The 21,987-nt window shown below is 61.2% G+C and carries 17 protein-coding genes and 3 pseudogenes; 12 read left to right on the forward strand and 8 right to left on the reverse strand.

Annotation, left to right across the window (positions count from 1 at the left end):
* From JQ573_RS37565 to JQ573_RS37585, 5 genes and pseudogenes are all read right to left on the reverse strand, one after another.
* Window positions 1–419 (reverse strand): annotated as a pseudogene (locus tag JQ573_RS37565) (hypothetical protein); the annotation flags it as partial.
* Window positions 420–1,730: 1,311 nt separating this feature from the next.
* A complete protein-coding gene (locus tag JQ573_RS37570; protein ID WP_212320524.1) occupies window positions 1,731–1,991 on the reverse strand; it encodes a hypothetical protein in 261 nt (86 codons plus the stop codon).
* Window positions 1,992–3,001: 1,010 nt separating this feature from the next.
* Window positions 3,002–3,235 (reverse strand): hypothetical protein, encoded by a 234-nt coding sequence (locus JQ573_RS37575; protein ID WP_212408790.1) that lies wholly within the window; start codon window positions 3,233–3,235, stop codon window positions 3,002–3,004.
* Window positions 3,236–3,305: 70 nt separating this feature from the next.
* Window positions 3,306–3,761: a hypothetical protein gene (locus JQ573_RS37580; protein ID WP_212408792.1), complete on the reverse strand. Its 456-nt coding sequence runs from the start codon at window positions 3,759–3,761 to the stop codon at window positions 3,306–3,308.
* Between the two features lie 388 nt (window positions 3,762–4,149).
* Window positions 4,150–4,368, reverse strand: coding sequence for a hypothetical protein (locus JQ573_RS37585; protein WP_249132720.1), 219 nt, complete (start codon window positions 4,366–4,368; stop codon window positions 4,150–4,152).
* Window positions 4,369–5,376: 1,008 nt separating this feature from the next.
* On the opposite strand from JQ573_RS37585, the gene JQ573_RS37590 reads away from it, so the two are divergent.
* From JQ573_RS37590 to JQ573_RS37645, 12 genes are all read left to right on the forward strand, one after another.
* Window positions 5,377–5,937 (forward strand): hypothetical protein, encoded by a 561-nt coding sequence (locus tag JQ573_RS37590; protein ID WP_212320251.1) that lies wholly within the window; start codon window positions 5,377–5,379, stop codon window positions 5,935–5,937.
* 79 nt (window positions 5,938–6,016) lie between these two features.
* Window positions 6,017–8,782, forward strand: coding sequence for a tetratricopeptide repeat protein (locus JQ573_RS37595; RefSeq protein WP_212320248.1), 2,766 nt, complete (start codon window positions 6,017–6,019; stop codon window positions 8,780–8,782).
* A gap of 94 nt (window positions 8,783–8,876) precedes the next feature.
* Window positions 8,877–9,551, forward strand: coding sequence for a hypothetical protein (locus JQ573_RS37600; protein ID WP_212320246.1), 675 nt, complete (start codon window positions 8,877–8,879; stop codon window positions 9,549–9,551).
* Window positions 9,551–10,198 (forward strand): RNA polymerase sigma factor, encoded by a 648-nt coding sequence (locus tag JQ573_RS37605; RefSeq protein WP_249132730.1) that lies wholly within the window; start codon window positions 9,551–9,553, stop codon window positions 10,196–10,198. The genes JQ573_RS37600 and JQ573_RS37605 overlap by 1 nt, the downstream gene beginning before the upstream one ends.
* 62 nt (window positions 10,199–10,260) lie before the next feature.
* Window positions 10,261–11,019: a hypothetical protein gene (locus tag JQ573_RS37610; protein WP_212320242.1), complete on the forward strand. Its 759-nt coding sequence runs from the start codon at window positions 10,261–10,263 to the stop codon at window positions 11,017–11,019.
* A 248-nt stretch (window positions 11,020–11,267) separates the two neighbouring features.
* Window positions 11,268–12,221: an OmpA family protein gene (locus JQ573_RS37615; RefSeq protein ID WP_212320240.1), complete on the forward strand. Its 954-nt coding sequence runs from the start codon at window positions 11,268–11,270 to the stop codon at window positions 12,219–12,221.
* A 9-nt stretch (window positions 12,222–12,230) separates the two neighbouring features.
* Complete coding sequence (locus tag JQ573_RS37620; protein ID WP_212320238.1) at window positions 12,231–13,838, forward strand: caspase family protein; 1,608 nt, start codon at window positions 12,231–12,233, stop codon at window positions 13,836–13,838.
* A 20-nt stretch (window positions 13,839–13,858) separates the two neighbouring features.
* Window positions 13,859–15,403 (forward strand): trypsin-like serine protease, encoded by a 1,545-nt coding sequence (locus JQ573_RS37625; RefSeq protein WP_212320236.1) that lies wholly within the window; start codon window positions 13,859–13,861, stop codon window positions 15,401–15,403.
* Window positions 15,404–15,427: 24 nt separating this feature from the next.
* Complete coding sequence (locus JQ573_RS37630; RefSeq protein WP_212320234.1) at window positions 15,428–15,805, forward strand: serpin family protein; 378 nt, start codon at window positions 15,428–15,430, stop codon at window positions 15,803–15,805.
* The gene (locus tag JQ573_RS37635) at window positions 15,802–16,047 is read left to right on the forward strand and encodes a serpin family protein (RefSeq protein ID WP_212320232.1); all 246 of its coding nucleotides are present in this window, start codon (window positions 15,802–15,804) and stop codon (window positions 16,045–16,047) included. The genes JQ573_RS37630 and JQ573_RS37635 overlap by 4 nt, the downstream gene beginning before the upstream one ends.
* A gap of 137 nt (window positions 16,048–16,184) precedes the next feature.
* Complete coding sequence (locus JQ573_RS37640) at window positions 16,185–19,511, forward strand: CHAT domain-containing tetratricopeptide repeat protein (protein WP_212320230.1); 3,327 nt, start codon at window positions 16,185–16,187, stop codon at window positions 19,509–19,511.
* A 36-nt stretch (window positions 19,512–19,547) separates the two neighbouring features.
* Window positions 19,548–20,054, forward strand: coding sequence for a fumarylacetoacetate hydrolase family protein (locus tag JQ573_RS37645; protein WP_212320305.1), 507 nt, complete (start codon window positions 19,548–19,550; stop codon window positions 20,052–20,054).
* Between the two features lie 503 nt (window positions 20,055–20,557).
* Here the strand turns inward: JQ573_RS37645 and JQ573_RS37650 are convergent.
* The 3 genes and pseudogenes from JQ573_RS37650 to JQ573_RS40830 form a co-directional block, all read right to left on the reverse strand.
* Window positions 20,558–20,787: pseudogene (locus JQ573_RS37650) on the reverse strand (MFS transporter); the annotation flags it as partial.
* Between the two features lie 144 nt (window positions 20,788–20,931).
* A pseudogene (locus tag JQ573_RS40445) lies at window positions 20,932–21,163 on the reverse strand (3-hydroxyacyl-CoA dehydrogenase); the annotation flags it as partial.
* The gene (locus JQ573_RS40830) at window positions 21,164–21,883 is read right to left on the reverse strand and encodes a Crp/Fnr family transcriptional regulator (RefSeq protein WP_212320228.1); all 720 of its coding nucleotides are present in this window, start codon (window positions 21,881–21,883) and stop codon (window positions 21,164–21,166) included.
* Window positions 21,884–21,987: the final 104 nt, after the last annotated feature.

Genomic DNA, 21,987 nt, shown 5'->3' on the forward strand with positions numbered 1-21,987 from the left:
AACCGGGCTGCGCTGCCACAACTGCAGCAGCTCGGCGGCCGGCCGCTTGCCGGCCTTGCGGCACTTCTGGCACCGCAGCCGGCCGGCGAGATCGTGAACGTGGGTCGTGGCGACGTGGGGCAGGTAGCGAGGTCAACACCGCGCGGTGTCTTGCACCGCGAGCACTTGATCTCGATCCACGGATAGCCGGCGTTGATGGCCTGGTCGATCGACGGCGACGGGTCCGATCGGTCCGCCATCGGCCCACATCTTTTCGTTCCAGCTCTGGCAAAGCAGGTCATCGGCCTCGCGGATCAGGCCTCGCCAGCGGCGCGCTTTTCGGCTGCGCGGGCGGCGAGGATCGTGGTCACCGCCCGGGCGCGCGCCAGCTCTTTCGTCAGCGCCTTGGGCGTCGGTGATGTTTCGGGGCCATACCTCATGAGAGCGCTTCTATTGTTGAGATGCAAACGTTCCGCACAGCGAAATTGCTCCGGGGATTTCTCCGGGGATTCGGTGCCACCAACGTTGGCAAATTCCAGCATTGCCCCGCAAATGTTCTCGCATGAGAACACTTAATTCCCGCTTGCGAAAGCTGCAAATCCCTTTGATGTATAGGGTTTTTTGTTGGCGATGCCACCCAGCCTATAACGTCGGACGGCACGTCGTTAAAACGAATCCGGATTGCTGCACTGCCAATCGCTGCCGAGCGCTCCACTCGAGACGGAATGGGGAGCAGCCATCGCGAACAATATCATCGCGCAGGTCAATGAAGCCGCGGTCACCGCGAAACGAGCTTTACGCATCCACACTGAATTCATCATGGCCGTCGCTCCCCTTCTGGTGCTGGAGGGAGCGTGCGCGCGGTTCGTTTCGCGCTCGCTTCGAGGCGGTCGAAATGGTGTTTCGTTCACGCGGAGGTTATCGTGTAACCACGACCTTGCCCTTTGGTGTGATTCCGAGTCTGTGTCCATTTGGGCAAGTGAGGTCAGATATCGCGCGTGACGCAAACGCAGCACTCGCGGCGGAAAGGGTCAGCACGACCTCACCGCAAATCGGGCACAGAAACTTTTTGTCATTAGATATTGGAGACGCCATTGGGCAAACCCCGAAAAGTACGCCGCCGGGCTCGAAATATAGCGTCCCGGCGGCGTTCATTAAACCCGGGCCCTGAAAAATCCCAGCGGACGCAAACGTCAGTGCAATGCACAAGTTGCTATATTTAACGTGCGCCAAAACCTGAGAGTGGGCGGACGCCATCGTCAGGAACAAGTGGCAACGGGGAGAGTCATCCACACACGCTCCCGCAATCGGGTGCCCCCTCGACCGGGAGTCAAAAGTGGCGACCTTGGCGCTCCCCGCGCCAGGGTCGCTTTTCATTTGCTGGGCCGCCGGTTCGCGCGCCGCGCCGGTTTTGTACGCGACGGGGGCCTAGGAACCTTTTGGTGTTTTTCTGCTTAAGAGATTTTGGGCCAACTTTCGCTTAGCAAGATGATAAAGCCCGTCCGTCGCTGGACCGCCGAAGAAATCGAAAAGCTAAAAGCTTTGGCGGGCAAATTACCCACCGGCAAAATCGCTGAGCAATTGGGCCGCGGTCCGATGTCGGTTGCAGTGAAGGCCCAGTTCAAAGTCTCACTGCGAACCCGCGGCGACAATTCTTCGACCAGGTCCTAAAATACATGCCCATCGGGCGTTTTCGTCCCTGAGCTGGGGACACTGAAATCCCAGAGCTGCCCGGACCGCGCGGCAGTGCCTCACGCGGCAATTAGAAGTACGGCTGCCAAGATGACGATCGCCGCCATCGCAAGCGCGAGCAGGGTCCCGTGGCGATCGAGGCGGGAATTGGTCCTTGAGGGCGTTCGGACACGTCCCAAAACCGGGTACTCGAACGCCACTCCCTCGGAATCGTTCACCTTGAGCCAGGCTTCGGCGGCTTCGATTGTATCAAACACCTTGAGATGATTTTCGTCTCCCACTATCCGGTGTGTGTCGATGTAAATCCAGACCGTTTTCATTCGAACCTCCGCGAAATCGCCGGATGCCTTCGGCTTTTGACCTTGATCCAGTGAGGGCACCGGCGGCCGTGGTCGGTCGCAACCAGAAATGGCCCCAGCAACTTTGGGGGCCTGGGGAGGCGGTTGCTGGGGCCATGGCCAGTCCCGCGTCAGATTGGTCAGCTTAATCGCACACCGGATGGGGGAGCGAGGCAAGCTGGAATTAGAGGTCTCCATTTCAATGCTGGGACAAAGTGGCAATACTACCACTTGCCACCGCGCCCGGTGAGCAACCGGCTTGCGGTCATTAGAAAGCGGGAGCCCAAAGCTGTGCGTCCTAAAGGCGCATCGCCGTAGCGTAGCCGTCTAGTCGATTGCCAAAAATGAAGCGGCCCCAACCAGGGGGCCCCAACCCGACGGGGCGGGTTTCTTCCAGCCGTCGGGGGGCGCCAGAATGGCCGGAAGCGACGATTCGACGCTCGGCCCTCTCGACAGTTCCTGCTGCTGACATCCGGGGAAAAATGATAATTACCTCGGACATTGAAGCAGCTCTGTCGGGTACGTCTGGCCTCAGCCCGGCTCCTGTTCCGGGAACAAGTGGTAGTTTACGTCGTTAGGATGGCGCTTGTGTTGAGGAGTGGGACCTGCGGCCCAGCTCTCTACGGGGGCTGGGCCGCCATTAAGATGAACCATGACGGACGAACGCCGAGATTGGGCCCTCATCATTGGATTTTTGAGTGTCGCGGCCGCGGTGCTGGTCTTTGGCGTGATCTTGTATCCTTAGATCGATTACTCGAACACCATCCTGTATCGGCTCGAACGCTCGAGCGCTCCATGATCCTGCGGGCGGCCTTTTAGGGATCGGCGTAGGGGCGGTCGCCCTTCATCATCATCGGCGAATTTTTCTGCGCGGCATAGATATGCTGGCGATGGACGTGGCTCTCGTCTGGCCGGTGGCTATCAAACGTCGCGCCGCAAGGACAGCGCATCAGCGACGATGGCTGCTGAGAAGGCAGTTTCTCGCCGCGCGGCTACATCGCCTGCTTGCGCTCGGCCCAGTCGCGCTGGTCTCGGCAGGCCTGGAAGTCGGCCTCTGTCAGGGTCGGCAGTAACAGCTGCCATTCGGCCTCGAACGCCGCGCGCGCCTGCTCAAAGGTCCCGGCCGGGCCGCCCGTCGACCTGTCGCAACCAGGATGGAAGCCGCACCTCCAGTCCCATTGATCGGCATGGTTCGGGACGCCGGCGCGCAGCCCAATCGGGCCCACGCAGACGTCGCCGTAGAGGATGTTCCATTTCTCTCGAGCCGGCTCTTTGTCGCTCGGAGTGTCAGCCCGGTCACGTCTCGCCTCCAACCGGGCTAACCGGGCTGCGCTGCCACAACTGCAGCAGCTCGGCGGCCGGCCGCTTGCCGGCCTTGCGGCACTTCTGGCACCGCAGCCGGCCGGCGAGATCGTGAACGTGGGTCGTGCCGACGTGGGGCAGGGCGGCGAGGTCGACAGCGCGGGGCGTCTTGCACCCTGAGCACTTGATCTCGAGCCAAGGATAGCCGGCGTTGACGGCCTGGTCGATCGACGGCGAGGGGTCGATCGGTCCGCCATCGGGCCACATCTTTTCGTTCCAGCTCTGGCACAGAAGCTCGTCGGCCTCACGGATCAGGGCTTCCCCGTCGGCGCGCTTCTCTTGCGAGCGTGCGGCGAGCATCGATGTCATCGCACGTGCGCGCGCGAGTTCTTTCTTCAGCGCTTTGCCATCGCTGCCTGAGAGCGGGGTGAGGTGGTGTTTCGGGGCCATGGCGCTCTACGATCGCGCCAAATCGGCAGGGAGTGAAGCCGCTAAGCAATTGCTGATTATCCGGCAGGCATAGCTATGGCTTGGTCAATGTTCTATGTCAGGCGTGGTTAACCCACCCGCCAATTCCAGAGACGCCCTATGCAGCGTGGCCCCGACGTTCTTGACGAACTCAAGCGCGTGACGCCGGCTGGTTCGGGTACTGACTGGCGTTTTGACAGATCACCCGGCTCAGCGTGAGGCGGGCTTCCGATTCCGTTGGTCGAAGGCTGCGGTACGCTTGAAGGCGCCAGCGATCTCATAGTCCACAAGCACTCCTCCTCGGTGACCACGAGGTCATCAGGCTTTGCCCCACCTAGGGGCACGCCAACCCGAGCGATACGGGTAAGCGCTAGGGATGTAGAAGCGAAAGTAGGCATCGGCGGCTCTGATCCCGCTCGAGCTGAATTTTGCGCCTCAAGTCAACCCCGGCTTGAACTCCGGTCGTGTCTTCATTCAGCCGCTTCAATTCAATTAGGAGCGCCTCGAGGTCCGCGAGCTGCTTTTCGCCTTGGACCACATCGAGCTCAATCTGCCTTAGCTCGTCCATGATCGCGTCCTTGTGCATCATCATGGCTTCCACAGTGCCAGTCGATATACGCGCTGCCCGTGTTCTCCAACCAATTGTAGAAGACGTCGGTTCCTAGCGATCCACTCCCGTAAAAAAAGTACGCCGCCGGTCTCAGAAATACATGCCCGGCGGCGTTCACTCCAAAAACCTGGGCCCTGAAAAATTCCCAAGCGCGAGCAAACGTCAGTGCCTAGGCCCAGGTTGCTATTTTTTTGATTGTCAGGGATTGCTCACGCGCAAAACAACGGCCCCAGCACGCCGGAAAGAGCGCTGAGGCCGTGGAACTGTCCCACTCCATAACGATTGGCGAATAGCTTCTGGAGTTGCAACTTGTTCCCGAAATTAGTGTCCTAATTCCACGCTCCGCGCCGGAGATTGAAAGCGGGGCGGGGCACCTGTTGTTACGCCTTGTCACCCGTTGTGGGACCGGGAACAAGTGGCAGTGCCGGGAGTCATGCATATGGCTCCCGCAATCTGGCGCCCCCCCGACCGGGAGTTGAAAGTGGCGACCTTGGCGTTCCCCGCGCCAGGGTCGCTTTTCAATTGCTGGCCCGCTGGTTCACGCCCCGCGCCGGTTAGGCGCGGGCCGCGGCAGTCGCTGTCTGGTCGCTGGCCTGCTCGACAAGCCATCCAGAAACGACCCCAGCACCGCTGGAGGCCCTGGGGAAAGGGGCCGGTGCTGGGGCCGTTACCTGATCCGCCGATTTATCTCTTGGAGGTCGGCAGCTTCGATACTGCGCCCCTCTCTGATCCTCCCGCAATGGCCTGCGTGCAACAGTAGTTTCCCTCCTAGGTCATCCCATCAATAGCCACGCAATGCTGCCAAGAAGCGCGATGAACGACCCGCCACCATGCTTGCGAAGGCAATTTCTCCACTGTCGATCCGATCAGAATACAGCCGCACGGAACTGGCCTCCCGGCGACATTTGTCAAAATGCGGGTGGCTCCCCGTCGAGTGGGTACGCATCGGCTGCATGGTGTAGCCGAACCATTCGAGGAGTATCTTCCATGTCTAGCAAGTCTCGCACCGCCTTGATCGCCCTCAGCCTCGCGGCGGCACTCGCAGGTTCATTCGCTCCGGCCAAGGCCGCGCCAGGTGAAACCTGCTACTTCGGTGAATGCCGTAACTCCACGACGTCAGCAGCGCGGCCGTCCCGTCCCGACGAGCCGCCCGTGGTCGCCCGCCAAGGCAGCTGGACGGCGGTCGCCATCGGAAAGGGCGCCCTGATTGTCGATGAGTTCACCAATGGCGCCAAGTTCGGGGTCTTGATCTACCCGAGCGGCAAGCTCGGCCTGATGCTGTCGCGGCCGAATTGGGAGTTCAAGTCCGGCCAGGAGGTCCAGATGACCTTCGAGGTCGACGGCGAGGGCTTCCGCGGCACGGCAACCGTGAACGAGAAGGGCATGCTGGAAGTCGCAGATGTCAACCAGCGCGTGCTGGAAGTGCTGTACCGGGGCCGGACGGCCGTGATCAATGCCGGCGGATACCGCTTCGAGATTTCGAAGCTCGCCGATGCGGCGGCAGTGATCGATGCGATGGTGAAGTACCAGCAGACCGCGTCCCGGTAACGCGGTAGACTGCACCGCAAGGGACCGAGCCGGAGAGGGCGCGCCACCTAAGGCGCGCCCTCGATCCATGGGGTGGTCGATGGAAGCCGAGATCGAGCGGGCGGCAAACCTGGTGGCCGAGGGTGGCATGGCGTTCGGCGCCGGCGACTATGTCACCGCAAAGGAGCGCTTCGAGGCAGCGCTGGCGATCCGCCGGCAAGCTTTGGGGGAAACGCATCCCGACGTTGGAGCCAGCCTCAACAATCTCGGCAACTTGTCGGGTCATTTGGGCGACTACGTCGCGGCGCGCGACTATTACCTGCAGGCGCTGGCGATCCGCCGGCGAGCTTTGGGCGAAGCGCATGCAGACGTGGCGACTAGCCTCAACAATCTCGGCGTCGTGTTCGACAGTTTGAGCAACTACTCCGCGGCGCGGGACTCCTATCTCCAGGCGCTGGCGATTCGCCGGCAGAGCCTGGCCGAGATGCATCCCGACGTGGCGACAACCCTCAACAATCTGGGGAGCGTGTCGCGTCACATGGGCGACTACCCAGCCGCGCGCGACTATCACCTGCAGGCCTTGGCGCTTCGCCGGCAAGCGTTGGGTGAAACGCATCCCGACGTTGCTGCCAGCCTCATTGGTCTCGGCAACGTATCGGGTCATTTGGGGGACCACACCGCGGCGCGCGACTACCAGCTTCAGGCGTTTGTGATCTTGCGACAGGCTCTCGGCGAGACCCATCCCTCCGTGGCCATGAGCCTCAACAACCTTGGCACGGAATCGATCAATCTGGGGGACTATGCCGCAGCGCGCGACTATCACCTGCAGGCCTTGTCGATCTTGCGGCAGACTCTCGGGGAAACTCATCCCCACGTGGCCATGAGTCTCAACAATCTCGGCGCCGTATCGACCGAGCTGGGGGACCACACCGCCGCGCGCGACTATTACTTGCAGGCGCTGGCGATCAACCGGCAGAGCCTCGGCGAGACGCACGCGGATGTGGCCGGCAGCCTCAACAATCTCGGGCTGGTGTCTGCCAAGCTGGGCGACCACGCCGCGGCGCGGGATTATTTCGAGAAGGCTTTGGCGATGTGGCGCGGGACGCTGCCCGAGCTGCATCCGTTGCTCTGTGAACCGTTATGCGAATTGGCTGCGCTAGATCGTCGCGAGGGGGCGTTCGACCGGGCCGGGCAATTCTTGGAAGAAGCACTCAGAATTGCGCTGCTACCCAATAATACCGTCTATCTGGCGACCGCGTATCGCGCGCTTAGTCTGCTGAAGGCGGCGAAAGGCGAGGGCGATGTCGCCATCTTCTTCGGCAAGCAGGCCGTGAACGCTGTTCAGCGCCAGCGGGCGAAGCTGACCGATCTGGACCCCGAGCTGCAGCGATCGTTCCTGAACACCAAGCAAGACATCTACCGTGACCTGTCGGATCGCCTGATCGAGGCGGGGCGTCTCGGCGAAGCGCAGCAGGTGCTCGCGATGCTGAAGGAAGAGGAGCTATTCGACCTGCTGCGACGCGATACCGGAAATGATCCGCGTCTCACACTTGCACAGCTCACGGCGCTAGAGACCGAATGGAAGCGCCACGGCGATGGGCTGGAGCAGGACCTCGCGCGGCTCGCCGAACAGGTCGCTGCTTTGCGCAAGATTGCGGACCGCAGCGCTGGGCAGGAACAGGAGCTTAGGGCCGCGCGCGCCGCGCTCGATGCGGCGGGCCGCGAGTTTCGTGCCTGGCTCGACGGCCTGCGTGGCGAGCTGGTTGCGGCAGGGGCTTCGGGCAGCGCTGAGAATCGCCACAGCGCCGTGCTCAACTTCGATCTGCTGGAGCGGATGCAAGGGGAGCTGCGTGCGCTCGGGCCGGGCGTCGCGCTTCTGAGCTACGTGCTCGGCGAGAACAAGGTATCGATCATCCTTACCACCGCCACTTTCCAGCTCAGCCGCGAGGCCGAGATCTCCGAGCGTGCCATCAACCGGCTGGTGCACGAGTTACGCCTCGCCATCGACCAGCGCCTCGACGATGACGTCAGCCGTACCTCGCAATCGCTCTGGCGGCATCTGATCGCCCCGGTCTTCGAGCGGCTCAAAGAGATCAGCATTACCACCCTGATGGTCGTCCCTTACGGGACACTGCGCTACCTACCGTTCGCGGTGCTGCACGACGGCGCGAGGTACCTTGCCGAGTACTTCGCGGTCTCGATCCTGACGCTCGCGGCCCATGGCGGCTTCCGCCAGCGCGGCGCCTCCGAATGGCAGGTCGCAGGTTTCGGGGTCAGCCGAGAGGTGCCGGGCTATCGCCGCCTCATGGCAGTGCGCGAGGAGCTCGCCGGGATTGTCCGCACGGCCCCCGGCGAGGCCGGCATCTATCCGGGTACGATCCGCCTCGACGAGGCGTTCAACGAGCAGAACTTCGCCAGTGCGCTCGACACGCACGAGGCGGTGCATGTGGCGAGCCATTTCGTGCTGAACCCGGCGCAAGGGCTGAACTCGCACCTGTTGCTTGGCGACGGCACGACCCTGACCCTGCAAAGGTTGCGCGATGTTAGCTTCGACTTCCATCGGCTGGAGATGATGACGCTGTCGGCCTGCGAGACTGCGATGGGCGGCGGGTCCGAGAACGGCCGCGAGTTCGAGGGCTTTGCGGCGCTGGTGCAGCAGCGCGGCGTCAAGGCGGTGATCGCGAGCCTGTGGCCGGTGGCCGACGAGAGCACCGCGCCCTTGATGCAGGCGTTCTACCGTGCCCGCCGCGAGGGCCGCAGCAAGGCCGCCGCCCTGCAGGCTGCGCAGCTCTCGCTCCTGAGCGGCGGCGCCTATACCCATCCCTACCACTGGGCACCCTTCGTCCTGCTGGGAAATTGGCTGTAGAAAAAAATGGCCGTTCATGTCAAAACGCCTTGCTGGCTCGTCAAGGTGCAGGTTCCCCGGCCCGGCCTGACGATCCCGCGGAGATTGGTGCAGAATGGCCAAGCTTCCTGACCTCACCGCGCTGATCAACACCGTTCTCCAGGAGCGGGCCGAAGCCATTTCCTTCTCGAATCAAGAAATCGACGCGGCGGCGGAAAGGCTGCGCGCCGGTCTCACGCGCATCCAGGAGAAAGCTGCGGCACGCAATCGGGTCGTGGCGGCGCTCGAAAACTTGCCCAATCTGCGGCGTGCGGGCTGGCTTTCCAACGTTCAATCGGCGCTCCAGGTCGTGCTGGGCGAGGCGCGGCGGACCTCGCAGGTCCTCACCGAGGCGGCTAGCGGGCTGCTGCCGGCCGCGCCAGACGCCTGGAACTTCGCTCCAACTATAGCCGGCGCGACCCGCAGTCTGGCGGGGGACGCGATGCGAGCGGACAGCACCGATCCAGTATCGGGCATCACGGCGTCGGTCATTGTTGACGACGCGGGACCTGAGCGGCGGGTGCTGGCGCGGCTCGAGAATTACCCGGCCGATCGTGCACCGGTCGTGATGCTTGTCATTGCCGCCGATGACCAAAGGGCGGTCGCCTCGGTGCGTGAGATCGACCCTGAAGTTGGCACGGATCGCGCCGATGAGGCTGGTAGATTGCGCCGACAGCTGCGCTACGAGGCGGTGCTGCCGGCCGGATCCTACTTCATATTTTTCGGCAATCCACGAGAGCCGCAGCCGTGATGCTAGAAAGCCGCAATCGCAACGCGGCGCGCGAGGCGGCCCTTGCCGATTTTGCAGATCGGCTCGAACGCTTCTTCCGCGACAACTACACAGCCCTGGTAAGGCAGCACGCACGTCTTGGCACCGTCGAGGACGTTCAGGAAGCGATCCAGGACGTGCTTATGCGGCTCTATCAACGTTGGGCCGACGGTGAGCAGGAGCCCGACAATCTGGCGGCGTTCGTGAACGTCGCGATCCGCAACGCGCTCATCGACCGGCGCCGCCAGAGCCGGCTAGTCCCTCTGAGCGACGTTGCTTCCGCGACCGCCCGATCCGACGCCGAGGCGCGCGACGACGACTCCGCCATCCAGCAGGTCGAGGACCGTGACAGCATTGGCCAGGAGGAGGAACTGGCCTGGAAGCAGCTGTTGCACGCGATTTTCGATCGCTTGCCGCCCAAATCGGTTGAGGTCGCTGCCATGGTGATGAGCGGCAAGACGCCACCCGAAATCGGTGCTGCGTTCCGGCAGGACGGCTATGTGTTGCGCCGTTATGCGCGCGAGTTGATCTGCAAGATCCTCTGGGAATTGGCCAGTGGCGGGGAGCCGCTCGCCGGATCCTTCGCGCAGAGCTTCTGCGCTGCGCCGCGGCGCCGCGGAAAAATCTGATCCGGCCCTGTCAATTAGGCCCACTCCGCACGTCTCCTCCATATCAGCAATGGAGGATGACCATGAATATCCTGAACCGCCGTTCGATGCTGCTTGGCGCCGTGTCGGCCGCCTTCGCGCTGCCGGTTGCTAATCTGCCTGTCCGTGCACTTGCCGTGCGCATCGCAAAGCCCTGCGGCTGTTGCGGCCTGCGGTTTGGCGCGATCGACCGTGGCCCCAACGACACGACCTCGATTCGGTACGCGACAAGTTCGGGTGACGCCGAAACCGACCGCTTCCTCGGTGCGGCACTCGTTCGGCTCGCGAATACCTTCCGCGTCAGCCCGGGATTCGCCTTCTTCGATGACGGTGATCATCCCAACGCCTTTGCGTTGCGCGAGACGCTGCTGGACAGCGGTACCGGGACGGTGATGATGGGCATGCATCTGTTCGGTAAGTTGATGGCACGTGTGCGCGACGGCGGCATCACGGTGATCGCAGTCTGTGCCCACGAATTCGGCCACGTCCATCAGATGCTGGGCGGTTACGAGAACGAGTTCAAAGCTCTGGACAAGACCGCCAAGCCGCTCGAACTCCATGCGGACTTCCTCTCGGGCTATTACCTTTCGCTGCGCAAGACCGAGCACCCGGAACTCGACCTGAACTCCGTCGGCGGCATTCTCTACAACATGGGTGACTCGGACGTGAACTCGCCCCGTCATCATGGCACCCCCGAAGAGAGGGTGATGGCCCTGTCCGCCGGGTTCAAGTATGGCAGCGAAGGAACGCACGATATCGCAGAAGCGGCAAAAGCCGGGCTCGGCTTCGTCAGGCGGATTTAGTGGATTGCGAGGCGGGTGCAGTAGCCGGGACTATGAGAGAAAATCAGCAGATTCACGCCGCTGACGGCTGACCGCCTCTTGAACCGGGACATCAAATCCGATGAGATCAAAGAACGGGGAGAACCCGGCGGCTCGGCCGCCGTCTGCACGTCGCCAATGGTGGTCAGCCTCATCCCCCGCAGCCGCTTCTAATCTGGACCTCATTGAGGACCCGAGACGATGTCGTTGCAGGAAAAAAAGGCCTCTACATGACCAGGAAAATGTCGCTCCGGCCGACCGCGTTCGTGCCGCTGATTTTGCTCCTGACAGCTACGTACTCGTTGGCTGACGATTGCTCGTATCTACCGGCATTCAGGCAAGCCGTTCAGAACAAAGACATCCCGGCAGCCAAAGCCATAGAGGCGAAGATTGCCGTGGACGCCGTGTGTGGGCCACTTACCAACCGGGTCCGTCTTCAGCGAGTGCTGCTCGAGACCACGGCGGCGGAAGCACTTCTCGAACGACCCGGCCGCGAAGCTGAGCGTGAAGCTCTGCTCGCAAGCGCCGCCGAGCCTGGACTGTTTTGGGGCGCCTCGCTGGCGATCGGCGATCTGCGGTTCTCGCAGCGCCGATTTGTCGATGCAACCCGGGCGTATGAGCAAGCGATCGACATCGCGAATAGTCACGCTCTGACGCCGACCCCCGTTGAATCGTCGATTGTGAAGCGAATGTACGGCCGGGCCGGGCAGGCGCGCCTCCTTGCCGCGAACGAGGAGAGCGCGGGCGCCAGTTACGTTCAGGTCGCAAAGGGAGACCGTGGCGAAGTTGCCGGCATGTATTCGATCAACACGCGAGGGCCGACGCCGGAGAGCATTCCTGTCCCTATCAACTTCGAGACCGCCTCTGCCAAGATGACGGCGATTGGTGAACAGGCAGCGGAAGAACTCGCTGCCGCGATCAAGGCGCAACAACCGGCAGAAGTGACCATCGTCGGGCATGCCGATGAGCGTGGTACGGACACCTACAACATGGGGCTGTCGGAGAAGCGCGCCCGCGCCGTGAAGGACTATTTGACCAGCCATGGCGTCAATGCAGTGATCAAGGTGGTCGCGAAGGGCAAGCGTGATCCCCTGCAAATCGATGACACGTCCGGAATGTCGAAGGAAGATATCTGGGCCTTGAATCGCCGTGTCGAGTGGCGGCGCTCAACCGGTCAGGAATGAGAGGTTTCTTTGGGCCGGATTGTACCCGTCGCTCTCGCCGCAAGTCTCGCCCTCGCAGCTTGCCTCGGTGCGCAGGCGGAGGCTGCCGGCCTCGAGGCTCCAGCCGGGGGACACGTCCGCGCGCTCATCGTCGGAATCGACGACTACGCGAGCGTACGGCGTCTCAAGGGAGCGGTTGCCGATGCAAAAGATCTCAGCAACGCGCTCCTCAAGGCCGGCGTCAGCGACGTCAAGGTTCTGATCAATCAGGATGCTGTTCGCCCGGTTGTGCTGGCCGAACTCGATCGGCTCGTCAATACAGCACAGGCGAAGGATCTGGTTTTCATCAGCTTTGCGGGTCACGGCTCGCAGCGGCCAGAGAGCGTACCGCATTCCAAGCCTGATGGCTTGGACGAGGCCTATATCTTGCAAAGATTTGATCCCGGCTCGAACGCCCCGAATCCCGACCTGATCATCGGGCCTGAGATGAAACACTACCTTGCAAGGCTCGAAGCCAAGAACGTCGATGTCATCTTCGTTGCCGACACTTGTCACGGCGGAGGGTTGACACGCAAGCCCGATCCGCGCGCGGCTGAGCTCAGCTACCGGACTTCAGCAATCGGAGCCGCCGCGGCGGCGTTGCTCGACGTTGTATCCGAGCCGGCTGACGCGTCGCGCGAAGATTCCAGCTTCAAGCGGGTCACGTTCCTGGCCGCGGTCGACAGGTTCAGCAAAGCGCCCGAAGTCGATATCCCGGGCCAGTCAACCAAGCGCGGTGCGCTGAGCTATGCGGTTGCCCGCGCGATTGAAGGCAGGCTTGCGTGGAAACATGAACTTTCGCGCGGCAGTCTCTTCGGCTATGCGCGTCAGATCGTCGCCCAGTACGCCAAGCAGAAGCAGACGATTGTTACCGAGCCGATCAGCAGCGCAGGTTCGCTCAACGCCGCCGTCTGGCGCGGCGAGCCGGCGGCGGTCGCCTCCGAGGCTGCTGTAAAGGACAACAACAGACCGACCCGCGTCGCCGTCAATGGAGATGTCTCGGCGCTCAAGGGCATCAATCCGAGGTCTGCCCCGTTTGTGATTGTAACAGATGTAGTTGACGCTGATCTGGTTTGGGATTCGCGGACGCGGGAGGCTATCGTTGCCGGCGATGTCGTTGCCGAGGATGTTTCGGCGCAGGACGTTCCTGACGTGGTTGACCGCGTGCGGGCGATCTCCGAGGTCGCGCAACTGAGCGAGCGGCGGCCTCAAACGATCCAGCTGCTTCCGAATGACCGGCTTCACCACGACAAGGAAGTGCTGACAATCGAGGCACACGACATCCAGGACAAATATGCCGTCATTTTCAACATCAGCGGTACGGGGGCAGTGCAATTCCTCTATCCGCAATTCAGCAAGAGAGACTCGACGCAAGTGAGATCCGCGACATGGCGGCTTCCCGTCAAGGTGGGAACGCCTTTCGGCGCCGATACCGTGGTTGCGGTCGTATCCGATCAGCCTCTCACAAATTTGATGAAAGAGATCGAAGGGTTGGATGAGCACCAGGCGGCCATTCGGGCGGTTCAGGCTCTGCGTCAGAATCTTCCCCAGACGGATGAGACAAGGATTGGCTTCGCCAGCATCTTCACAGCTCGCTAATGCATTTAGGAGGTCGGGAAGTGAAACGGCAGCGATGGATTCTCACAGTCCTGGCGAGCGTCATCATGGTCACGGCTGCGGTTGCGCAGACCCCCGGGCAAAGCGCCGCAATCGAGGACAGCTCGCGGATCGTTGGCGGCGTGGTCGCGACGGGCGCCGACTGGCCGTGGCAGATTGCGATCTTCCAACGCGCGACGGAGAAAAATGAAATAACGGGAGAAGCAAAGAAAACGACGAAGAATAAGTTTGACCAGACATGCGGGGGGGCGGTCATTTCCGCGCGCTGGGTACTGACCGCTGCGCATTGCTTTAACGATATGCCGAAGTACAAGCTCGATCCTGTCGACGATTTCTTTATCGTCGAGGGCACCAAGCAGCTCTGCCCGGGTTGCGGCCAGCAGCGCCGCGTCAAGCGCGTCATTATTCATGAGGGCTACAAGGCCGGCGAAAACAATCAAGACGATATCGCGCTGATTGAGCTCGCCTCAGAGGCAACGTCGGCGCCTGTGCCGCTCGCGCGGCCGCAGAATGCGGCGGGGCTCGAGACGCCGGGCAAACCAGCTCTTGTGACCGGGTTTGGTTCCGTCAGATCGATAGTCCAACCACTTGATCCAGCAACGCATGCGCCAAAAAAGGACGCCGAGGGCAAAGAGATCTTCGTATTCGCCGACACTGGCGAGCAAGTCACGAAGGATAATTTCGCCACCTCGTTACCTCCCGAACGCAAGCTTCGGCAGGTTGAATTGCCCCTCGTGGGATGGGAGGAGTGCCGAAGTTCAAACAAATTCCCTTGGATGGACAAGCGCCAGATTTGCGCTGGTTTGAAAGAAGGCGGAAAGGACTCGTGTCAGGGCGACAGCGGTGGTCCTCTTGTCGTTCGCGATGAGAAGGCGACCGGCGGATGGTTTCAGGTCGGTGTTGTGAGTAATGGGATCGGCTGCGCCATACCTGGCCTTCCTGGCGTCTACACCCGCGTGTCGGAATACGCCAACACCTGGATCAAGCGGAAGACTGGAATTGACCAGGATCAACCGTCAACCGAGACGCAACAGGTGGCCGATCAGGCATTCGAGCCGAAGAACAGTTCCGATCTGACCGTCAGTTTCGTGCAAGGCTCCGAGCTCAAACTCGGGCAGAGCGTTCAGCTGCGCGTGACCGCGCGCGAGGCTGGCTATCTGGTCCTGATCGACTCCCGGCCGGATGGGTCAATGATGCAGATCTATCCCAATGAAGCTTCCATGCGGACACTCAACGGACGTCGCCAGGAAGCCAACCGGATTTCGCCGAACAGCCCGTTCCTGATCCCAAACCCCAAGAATGTCTACGAGGGCTTTCGGCTCGTCATGCGGCCTCCTCTTGGCGAAGGCAAAGTCTATGCTTTTCTCGTCGACCGGCCTATCAAGTGGCTGAACTCTCCTGGTCAGCCGCGTGTCTTTACGGCCCGTGCAGATGTGCTCGGCTTCATCACTGAATTTCGCGCAGCAAGTGCGCGCGATCAGGCTGGACCCGAGTCGGACCGTCCGCGTGTCTCTGTTGCCGTCGCGAAGTACACCGTCGTTCAGTAGGATACTCCGGGAGAGGGGGAACAAATGCTCCGCAATGCCGGGTCGCGTTTGATTGCTGCAACGTTCGTGGCTGCCACCGCCATCGCCGCCGGTTCGAGTCCCCTTGGTGCCGCCGTCAGCGCGACCGCCGGACGACTTGTCACAGCCCAGACGGCGCTCGCCACGCGGCTGATCAGCAGACTGGCGGCTAACAATACAAGTGCAAACATCATCGTGTCGCCTGCGAGCCTAGCCGGTGCGCTAGGCGTGATCGAATTTGGCGCCGACGAGCAATTGCGTCGTAGCCTCCATCAGATTCTGGGATTCACCGAGGGTTCGCAGTTCTCTATTGATTTTGACGGCTTGCGCAAACCGACAGGTCGGTCTCGCCGGGGCGGCCCTTTTTTGCGATTGCCAATGTGATATTCTTTGATGCTCGCGGACAACTGCCGCTCACAAAGGTCCAAAAGCGTGTCAAGGTCGACGAGGAGGGAACGGAGGCGGCCGCCGCCACTGCCGTGGCCGCGACGCGCTCGGCCATGACCGAATTTGTAAAATTCAGCGCCGACAAGCCGTTTATGTTTGCGCTACGCGACCAAAATGGTTTGATCCTGGTCGCAGGCCATATCGCGTCTCCGCTATCGCTCGCTTCGAAAGACACGTGAGGCCCCGGCGACCGAACTGATGTTCTGAACGTTGGCTTTGGGTGGAAGGGAAAATCTGCGTTTAGCAAGTGGGTTCTCAAATGTGGGGTCAACCTTGAGGAGGCGCCGTGCTTCGGAGACGCTTCGACATACACGCGATGATCACAAGTCAGCCAGCGGTCATTGAGCCGCGAGCCAGTTTCGAAGTCGCAGGCGACGGGAAGAAAATGAATCATCGGGTTACCGCAAGGGTTGCCGCTTATCGCCAATTATTGGTGGCAGGCCTCATCGGTGTGGGTCTTTCGGTTGTGTTCGGGATTGCATTGCCGGACGCCGGTTTGCCGCAAGGAAGGGGAGCTGCTCCGGAAGCCATCAGCCAGCAAATTGATGCCATCGAAGCTCGGCTGGATAACTTCTACGGCGCACGCAACTACAACGAGGCGCTGGAGGAGGCGCGAAAGCTGGAAGCGCTCGTAAGAACACGATTAGGTAACACCAACGCGGTTTACGGCATTGTTCTCTTGAAGCTCGGAAACGTGCTTAAAGCGCGTGGGGAATTCGTCGACGCGGAAAGGGCGTACAAACAGGGAATTGTGATTATCAACCGGTTCGTTCGCAGCGGTGACAAAACGATCATGGGATCACTCGGAGATCTACTGAACAACCTTGGAGACCTCGAACGCGAACTAGGAAAATACAGCGATGCAGAAGCCTACATACGTCGTTCTTTGGATGTTTTCAAGCAGTGCGGCAATAGCTACTGCGCGACGGAACGATGGAATAGCATCCTAAACCTCGGCAATTTGCTTGAGAATCTCGGAAAGGTTCAGGAGGCCGAGCAATCGTACAAGCAGGTTATCGCCGCCTACGAGGAGCGCAGTGATCGCGGCGACGACATCATATTCCCGGTCGCATTGCATGACCTCGCGATCCTGTACAACGATCGGTTAGGTCGAGTGGAAGAAGCTGAGCAGCTCCTCAAGCGGGCGATAGCGATTTACGAGCGACGGTGGCCTGATACTGATGCAATGGCGAACAGCCTCGTTGTTTTGTCGAACGTGTACAACGAAGAGGGACGGTTCGACGATGCCGAAGGATTACTGCAGCGCGCGATCACCGTTTACGGGTCGGCGGTGGGCGAGCTCCACCCGAGCAACGCACTGGCCGTTATGAACCTCGCGCGCTTGTACACTAATCATGAAAAATATGCGGCGGCGGAACCGCTGCATAAGCGAGCAGTCACGCTCTTGGAAAAGGCCCTAGGTCCGCTCCACCCTGACTTGGCCCGCGCGCTGGTCAATCTGACGTCTCTGTATACGAAACTGCACAGATACTCCGAGGCAGAGCCTCTCGCACGACGAGCCGTCTCCATCGGAGAAAGAAGCCTTGGTCCGAGTCATCCTGATGTGGCGGGATGGCTTGCCAATCTGGGTGGCATTCTCAGTGCGGAAGGCAGGTATTCCGAAGGGAACGCTTTGCTGCTTCGCTCGATGTCGATCGATAGGCAGGTATCCGACGCGGTCGGAGTCGAGACGCTAGATCAATTGGCGCGGAATGCGGCTGCCGAGCGCGAAACACGCTCCGCACTGTCTTGGTCGCGCAAGGCGGTGGATGTCCTGGTCAGAGCTGAACTCAGCTCCGCCCATTCATTGGGCGGCCGATCGGCTCGAGATCGTGCCCCGATCTGGCAGAGCGTATTTACGCGCCACGTGTTCAATCTCGAACAGGCCGCCAGGCAAAGGATCGAACCTACCGAGAAGCTCGGCCGTGAGGCCCTAGAGTCGGCGCAGTGGGCGGTCCAGTCTGCTGCAGCAGCCGCCCTTCAGCAGATGGGCGTACGATTTGTCGCAAACGGCGGCACGCTCGGAGAGCTCGTACGCCGAAGTCAGGATCTCGCGGCAACGTTGCGGGACCGAGACAAGGCACTCATCAGGGCGCTGTCGGGATCGCCGGCTCAGGGCGAGCTTGCCGAGAGCGTTCGCGGTCAGATCGCAGAAACACAAGCAAATCTGTCAGACATTGCGGCCCGGGTCGAGCAGGAGTTTCCACAATACGCTATGCTTACATCTCCAAAGCCGCTCCAGCCCGGGGAGATCCGAGCTTTATTGACGGATAACGAAGCTCTGGTGCTGTTCCTGAGTGGCGAGACGGAGAGTTATGTCTTTGCGCTGACGAAGGATGCATTCGACTGGAAAACAATCCCGCTCGGCGCCGAGGCGGTGTCGCAAAAGGTTGCAGCGTTCCGGCGCGGGCTCGAAGTCGATGCGGTGGCCCGCGGATTGGCCCGCCTCGAATGCAGCGAAGATGAAGCAAAGAAGCGTGGCCTGTCGCGCGTGGCCTGTAGCGATGCGGTCGCGCAGGAGTGTGCCGAGAATGCCGAGCGCGGGCTGGCGCGCACCGATTGCGAGGCGATTAGGCCCGGATTGTTCGATTTGGAACGAGCTTACGAGCTGTATCAAACGCTGCTCGGTCCGGTGGAGGAACTGATCAAGACCAAGCGGCATCTGCTGGTCGTGCCCTCGGGGGCACTCACCGCGCTTCCGTTCCACCTGCTGGTGACCGAGAAGCCGAGCGTCGCAACGCCACGGCTTGAGGGCGCCGTGACAGCAGCGACGTTTACGCCCTATCGCGATGCGGCCTGGTTGATCAAGCGGCAGGCCGCGACAGTCCTTCCGTCGGTGTCGAGCCTCAAGGCGCTGCGGGTATTTGCGCGCAAGGACCAGGCAAGCAAGCCGATGATCGGGTTCGGCGACCCGGTGTTTAACGCCGAGGTCGAACGCAACTCTGCCGGCCCGCGGACCGCCGATGCGCGCGGGGTAACGCGCAGCTACACTGCCTTTTGGAAAGGCGTTTCGATCGATCGCGGCGAGCTTGCCAAGGCACTGCCTCGGCTGCCGGATACGGCCGACGAGCTCAAGAGGGTGGCTTCTTCGCTAGGGGCCAGTTCCGACGACATCTACCTGCGCGAAGCGGCAAACGAGAACACGGTCAAGCGCGTCGCGCTGTCGGACTACCGCGTCGTGTATTTTGCCACTCACGGCCTGGTGGCGGGCGAGGTGAAGGGGCTGGCTGAGCCGTCGCTGGCGTTGACCATGCCGCGGCAGGCAACCGGCACGGATGACGGGCTGCTCACCGCCAGCGAGATCGCTCAGCTCAAGCTCAATGCAGACTGGGTGGTGCTGTCGGCCTGCAACACGGTTGCCGGCGACAAGCCCGGCGCCGAGGCGCTGTCTGGACTGGCGCGTTCATTCTTCTATGCCGGCGCCCGCGCGCTGTTGGTGTCGCATTGGTCTGTGGAGAGTCGGGCGGCGACCCGGCTGACCACCGCGACATTCGATCTGCTGCGTGCCGATCCCAAGCTCGGCCGCGCCGAGGCGCTACGCCGTGCCATGCTGGCTTACCTCGCTGACACGTCCCTCTCGATAAATAGCTACCCGGCGCTCTGGGCTCCCTTCGAAATCGTCGGCGAAGGGGCAGAGAGGTAATAATCGCGCGGATGTCGGGACGAAAGCTGGCGACCCATTTCGCCGTGGATCGTCACGCCGGAGGCGCTTGCGCCGTTTCGAATCCAGCAGCCGTCTCGATCGCAGGGCGATCCAGCTCCCCTCCATTACCTCTTCGATATTTCCGACCAGTCAAACGGGGCTTTCAACATCAGGCTCGATGTCCATATCCAGACTCCCAAGATGAGAGCCGCCGGCCTCGCGCGGTTTCGACTGGCTCGTTCCAACGCGCGGCACATGTACTGGACGGCGAGGCAGCTCATTGCTCATCACACCAGCAATGGATGCAATCTCGAACCGGGCGATCTCGTGGGCACGGGGACCATCTCCGGTCCCGAGCGGGATAGCTGCGGAGCTCTGCTTGAGACGACGCAAGGCGGACGGGATCCCGTTTCTCTGCCATCCGGAGAGCAGCGCACATTTCTCGAGGACGGCGACGAAGTCATTCTGACCGCCTCATGCGAGCGGAGGGGCTACGCCACGATCGGCTTCGGAGAGTGCCGAGGTAAGGTATCGTTGCGGTAGCGAAGAATGCGCGGGCGCGCGGTGCTCGTTCCAGCTGGAGGGAAGCCGCAAATTCAACGAGTGCCACTACTACAATTTGCCGATACCGGGTGCTTTGCTCGAAGGGTTAGAAAACGAGCCAGTCGAACTGAAAGTAACGTTGTCATATTTCGTCGACCCCAATCCAGGGCTGTCGGCAAACGTGGACTCACAGCGCTATCAATCGCATGGCCTGCGCTTCGACCTACAAAGACCGCGCGAAACACTCACGCAATTCAAAAAGCGCGTTAACGCGTCAGAGAGCGAAAACCCACGCCGGGCAACTGGTGCGCCTGCCGATGGACGCTGGGTTCTGGGGGCAGACAGCATTTCAGCGGGGTCCTTGCATTGCGACGTGTGGCGCGGCCAGCTATTGAGCTTCTTGGCCGGAACATGCTTTGCGTTAAGCCAGTGAACGGCTGGTGGCGCAACCGCGCTTCAGCGGACGTCTGCAATCAGCAAACACGGAATTCGCTAATCGTTTCGGCGCCGAAGGGCCGCAGCATGAAGCCCGCGGCGAAACCAGCAGGGTAAAAATGAATCCGGCGGTCGGATTCACGCCTGAGAAGAACGCCTTCGCGATCTCCGTCGCGAGCAGGCCAATCAGAAAAAAGTCGTAGAATTCGAAGATCGTGCCGAGAGAGGCCGCGACGATCACGCGCCTGTCCTTGTCGGTCATTGTCGCCGCTCGCGGCATTGCTTCAACGTAAGTCATGTATTCCTCCCCTTGTACGAGACATTGGTGTCCCTGAGCGCATTCTTCGAATGCGTTGTTTCGTGTTCTCTTGTTAAGTTCTCTCGATTGGTCCGTTCGCCAGGCAGCCTTCGTCGATGGTCTTCCCTCCGTTCTTGGCGAACCTCAGCGCGGCTGCATCCGGAGCGCGCCGTCGAGGCGGATGGTCTCGCCGTTGAGCATCACGTTCTGGCAAAGATGTTCGACAAGTGCGGCGTACCGCCGGCCGTCCCAAACGTTTCGGGAACGGGACGTTCGTGACCAGCGTGTCCTGAACGCTTTGCATCATGCCTGCCATCATCGGCGTCTCGAAGATTTCGGGCGCGATCGTCACGACGCGGATGCCCGATCTGGCGAGTTACTTGGCCGCCCCAATATAGTCCTCAAGGCTATCAAATCCGCCGAGTTGGACGATCTTTTCGAGGTCGCCAAGCGTACCGGTCCGGCGCCTTAAATCAAGAGTGCCTTGGGTTCGGAACGCCTGGAGGACGCGGTTGACATGCACGACGCTCAGTCCAAGCGCGTCAGCCAGCTTCGATTGAGTAACCGGAAAGTCAAACTGCTCGTTGGCGACCATATCCATCGCTCCAAGCCGCTGGCGCAATTCAGCAATCAAATAGGCCATACGTCCCGATGCCGATCGTGTGCCCAGATTGACGATCCATTGCCGGAACAACGCCGCGTCAACAAGCGACTCGCGCCAGAGCGCCCGGGCCAAAGCCGGTCGCGTACTAACCGTCCCTTCGAGCGCATCGTGATCTATAAAGCCAAGCTGCGCTGTCGACAGTGTGGTCAGGTCGTGGTCCATCCGCTTCAGCGGCAGGCTGTGAAGATCGGGTATATCGCCCGCGATGTGGAATGACAGGATTTGCCGCTTACCATCTTCCGAGACTTTCGATCGATAGGCGAAGCCGCTCAGGATGACGCAGCATTGAGTGCTAAGTTGCCCATCGTGAATGATTGGCGTATCTTCCGGCAAATTCTTCACGGACGTTACGATGGACCGAAGGGCTTCCATGTCGTCGTTGGGGCGTTCAGAGTGCTGCCGCAATTTGCGGATCATCATTTCGATCGGCATCTGAGGTTCCCGTTCCAGGCAGGAAGCTGTCCGGTTCCGCCACCATACGCTTGGTACAAGCGCAGAAGTAAAAATTATCCCGCCAGATGCAGCGTAATCGCTCC

The organism is Bradyrhizobium sp. AUGA SZCCT0105 (assembly GCF_018129565.1).
In the GTDB taxonomy this organism is placed as follows: Bacteria; Pseudomonadota; Alphaproteobacteria; order Rhizobiales; family Xanthobacteraceae; genus Bradyrhizobium.